Origin of the sequence: Sulfurovum sp. (assembly GCF_041562805.1) — a bacterium.
Lineage (GTDB): Bacteria > Campylobacterota > Campylobacteria > Campylobacterales > Sulfurovaceae > Sulfurovum.
The window spans coordinates 1-4,097 of record NZ_JBFFOH010000194.1 but is presented as its reverse complement, the minus strand read 5'-3'; the positions used below and the strand labels follow the sequence as shown (position 1 = coordinate 4,097).

5 protein-coding genes are annotated in these 4,097 nt (G+C 39.6%); 3 read left to right on the top strand and 2 right to left on the bottom strand.

Annotated features, from left to right (window positions below):
- On the bottom strand, nucleotides 1–701 hold a 701-nt coding region (locus ABYK33_RS14325), incomplete at its 3' end, for a glutamine synthetase beta-grasp domain-containing protein (RefSeq protein ID WP_373033973.1).
- 72 nt (nucleotides 702–773) lie between these two features.
- Nucleotides 774–1,565: a histidinol-phosphatase gene (locus ABYK33_RS14320; RefSeq protein WP_373033972.1), complete on the bottom strand. Its 792-nt coding sequence runs from the start codon at nucleotides 1,563–1,565 to the stop codon at nucleotides 774–776.
- A gap of 79 nt (nucleotides 1,566–1,644) precedes the next feature.
- On the opposite strand from ABYK33_RS14320, the gene ABYK33_RS14315 reads away from it, so the two are divergent.
- The 3 genes from ABYK33_RS14315 to ABYK33_RS14305 form a co-directional block, all read left to right on the top strand.
- Nucleotides 1,645–2,997, top strand: a complete 1,353-nt coding sequence (locus tag ABYK33_RS14315; protein WP_373033971.1) for a U32 family peptidase — start codon at nucleotides 1,645–1,647, stop codon at nucleotides 2,995–2,997.
- Between the two features lie 87 nt (nucleotides 2,998–3,084).
- Nucleotides 3,085–3,579 carry a 5-(carboxyamino)imidazole ribonucleotide mutase gene (gene purE, locus ABYK33_RS14310; RefSeq protein ID WP_373033970.1) on the top strand — a complete coding sequence of 165 codons (495 nt, stop codon included), beginning with the start codon at nucleotides 3,085–3,087 and terminating at the stop codon, nucleotides 3,577–3,579.
- A gap of 23 nt (nucleotides 3,580–3,602) precedes the next feature.
- Nucleotides 3,603–4,097: glycine--tRNA ligase subunit alpha (locus tag ABYK33_RS14305; protein WP_373033969.1), on the top strand; the 495-nt coding region annotated here is incomplete at its 3' end.

Sequence of the window (4,097 nt, the reverse complement as noted above, 5' to 3'; positions counted from 1 at the left end):
ATGTCACCAAATTTGATACCGATCTCACCTTGTGCTTGTGCAACTTCATGGTGACCTAACATTACTGTTAAACCTACTTCTTCCATGATGAGCATCATTTCAGCTCTGAGGTCTACCATCGTATCTGTTGGCATTGTAGGGAAGTACCCACCTTTTGTACCTGGTCTGTGCCCCATGTTTCCTACTTCTCCGTAAGAAGTATTGTAGTTCCATTCACCCTCTTCAGAGTCTACTCTATAACCTGATTCATTGACACCTGACCAGATTTGAACATTTTCAAAGATGAAAAATTCATTTTCAGGACCAAAGTATGCTTCATCACCCACACCAGACTCTTCCATATACTTAAGAGTCTTTTTAGCGATCGATCTTGGACATCTTTCATAAAGGTCATTTTTGTAAATATCATAAACATCACAGATCACAATGATAGTACTGTCAGCAGTAAAAGGGTCTAGGAATGCTGTAGGTACATCAGGCTTAAGAAGCATATCTGATTTGTTGATAGGCTGCCAGTTTTCGATAGATGAACCATCAAATGGAAGACCACCATCTAGTTGTTCAGCTGTTACTGCACTCATTCTATAACTGATATGGTGCCATGTACCTTTAATATCTGTAAATCTAAAGTCTACAAATTCTACCTCATTCTCTTCACAATATTTAAAAAACTCATCTGTGTTGTCTACAAATTTACCCATTATAACGCTCCTAAATTTAATTTTATCCCTATATTATAGCCACTAATAAATTAGTTGTTTCTCTATTACTGCTTAAAAAATAACCAATTCTCTATCACGACCTTCAAAAGTAGCAGCCTTTTTATATCCAATCTCTTTTGCAAGTGTTGTTGCAAGGTCATAACTGAACCCGATCTGATCCACAGCATGTGCATCGGAAGAGAAAGTAATAGGGATATCTAACGCATACGCTTCTTCCAATAATGCGCGTGAGGGGTATAGCTCTCCCACAGGTTTACGAAGGCCGGCTGTATTGATCTCCAAAACCATATTGGACTTTTTAATGGCTTGAAGTGCATCTTTAGCTAAAGTTCTTACATCTTTTTTTGGCATGAATTTAAATACCTTGATAAGATCAAGATGTCCTACAATGTCAAACTTTCCGGACTTTGCCATCGCTTCAGTGGCTTCAAAATAAGCTTGCCATATTTCATCTATATCTTTGTTTTTCCACCCGGCAATGAACTCAGGGTTATCAAAACTCCATTTGTCTATGAAGTGTACTGAACCTATAAGGTAATCTACTTTTGCATGTAAAATGCGATCATCCATATGTCCCGGAAGATAGTCCACTTCATAACCAAAGAGTATATTGATATCATTTTTATACCGTTCTTTAGCCGTTAATATATCATCTGTATAGGCTTGCATCTCTTCAAAAGCCAAACGGTAATGTGGATCAAAATCCATCGGGGCATGTTCAGAAAAACCATAAATATCTATACCCAATTCTATGGCTTTTTGGATGTACTCATCAACAGTGCCTTCGGCGTGGTTACAACGTGTTGTGTGGTTATGTATGTCTATTCTTGTTGTCTTATTCATAAGGTGATTTTAACATAAAAACTGTTTTTTACCACTAATAGGGTAAAATAAGAGCAAATTAATCCCAACTAGGCAAAAGATGACAGCACAAAACAAAGTAGAACTTTTAGCACCTGCAGGTAATTTGGAAAAGATGAAAATTGCTCTAAATTATGGTGCTGATGCGGTATATGGTGGAACAAGTACTTTTTCACTGCGTATACGTTCAGGTAAAGAGTTCGATATAGAATCTTATGCTGAGGGGATAGAGTATGCCCATGCACGTGGCAAAAAAGTTTACTCTACCGTGAACTCATTTCCTTTTAATTCGCAGATGAAACTTTATGAAAATCATATTGCTAAGATCGCGGAGCTTAAACCCGATGCGCTGATCGTGTCTTCTCCAGGGGTTGTGAAGATAGCACACAAAATAGCACCGGATATTCCTATACATCTTTCGACGCAGGCTAATGTTATGAATGCGATGGATGCAGAGGTTTATTATGACTTAGGGGTTAAGCGTATCATTGTGGCACGTGAGATAAGTTTGAAAGATTGTGAAGCGATAAAAACACATATTCCTGACTTAGAGTTAGAGATATTTGTACATGGTTCTATGTGTTTTGCTTACTCGGGTCGCTGTCTTATCTCTTCCTTACAAACAGGACGTGTACCCAATCGTGGATCTTGTGCAAATGACTGTCGTTTCCCTTATGAGATCTACGCACATAATCCTGAGTCTGGTACGACTTTTAGATTGGATGAAGAAGAGGGTATAGGTACGTATATCATGAATGCCAAAGATATGAATATGGCTTCACATGTGGATGAGATACTCAAATCAGGTGTGGTCGATTCACTTAAAATTGAAGGTCGGACAAAGTCTCCATATTATGCTGGTGTGGTTACAAAAGCCTACCGTCATGCCATAGATGATTTTTATGCTTCTGATTTTGATGAAAAACGCTACCAGAAAGAACTTGGTACAACACAAAATCGTGGGTTTACAGATGCATATCTCCTTTCTCGTCCTTTTGACCGTAATGATACAGAGTCAAATGAATTTTCTATACAGTATGGTACACATCAGGTTGCAGGACTTGTGAGTGAAGATGGCTTGTCATGGAAGTGTAAAGACAAAACATGTGTAGGTGATTCTGTGGAGATAGTTTTACCTGTGGGTACTACTGTAGAACTTGTTGATAACGATGTTGGTACTATAGAAGAAATAGAAGGATCGTATGTCATCACTTTTAAAAAGCTTACGACTAAAGATGGTAAAGTCCTGGAGTGTGTCCATAGCGGGAATGTGAATGAAATTCTCTTACCTGCAGCGTTGCCGGGATATACTATCTTAAGACGTGAGATCGCAGAAGCGTTAGAAAAAAAGGGACTTACTGAAGTGTCGACACCAATGAAGCTAGAACAAAAAGTAGGAAGTGGACATGATTAAACTGAGCAATGGCGAAGCTTCAGTGAGAGGAATTGAAGATGAGCTTTGCTTATCTTCAAGGAGAAAGAAAGCAGAAAAGGATAAACAATGAAATTTGTATCTATTGTCATCGCTTCGAAAAGCGATTATGAGGTAATGGTTGAATGTACTGAGACATTACAAAAATTTGGTGTGCCGTATGAGCTTGTTGTCACCTCTGCGCATAGAAGTCCTGAAAGAACAAAAAACTATATTCAAGCAGCAGAAAAAAAAGGGGCACAGGTATTCATAGCTGCTGCTGGAATGGCAGCACATTTAGCTGGTAAAGTTGCGGCCCATACCACCAAGCCGGTACTTGGTGTACCTATAGATGCAGGATCACTCAAAGGGGAAGATGCACTTTTAAGTACAGTCATGATGTCAGAAGGTCTGCCTGTAGGTACACTTGCCATTGGTAGAGCAGGTGCAGTCAATGCTGCGTATTTAGCGATTGAGATCATGGCACTGCAGGATGATGAACTGAAGGTCAAGCTACAAGAAGACAGGATTAGCAAAGCAAAAAAAGTAGAGCTTGACTCTTCTGAGATCGAAACAATACTATAATAAATATATAAGAGATAAAACAGATGAATAATAATGCCATTACATTTAGTGAACTACTCCTGAAACTACAACAATACTGGGCTGAACAAGGGTGTAATATTGTGCAACCCTATGATATCCCTTCCGGTGCGGGGACATTCCACCCTGCGACACTACTGAGAAGTCTAGACTCTCAGCCTTGGTCTGCTGCATATGTGGCTCCTTCACGCCGTCCGACAGATGGACGTTATGGGGAAAACCCTAACCGTTTGGGTGCATATTATCAGTTTCAGGCACTTATCAAGCCTAGTCCTGACAATATTCAAGAGCTTTACTTGAAGTCTCTAGAGTACTTGGGACTTAACTTGCAAGAGCATGATATTCGTTTTGTAGAAGATAACTGGGAGTCTCCAACCTTAGGTGCTTGGGGTCTAGGTTGGGAAGTGTGGCTTGATGGTATGGAAGTAACACAGTTTACATATTTCCAACAGGTTGGCGGTATCGCTTGTGATCCTGTAGCAGTAGAGATCACTTATGGT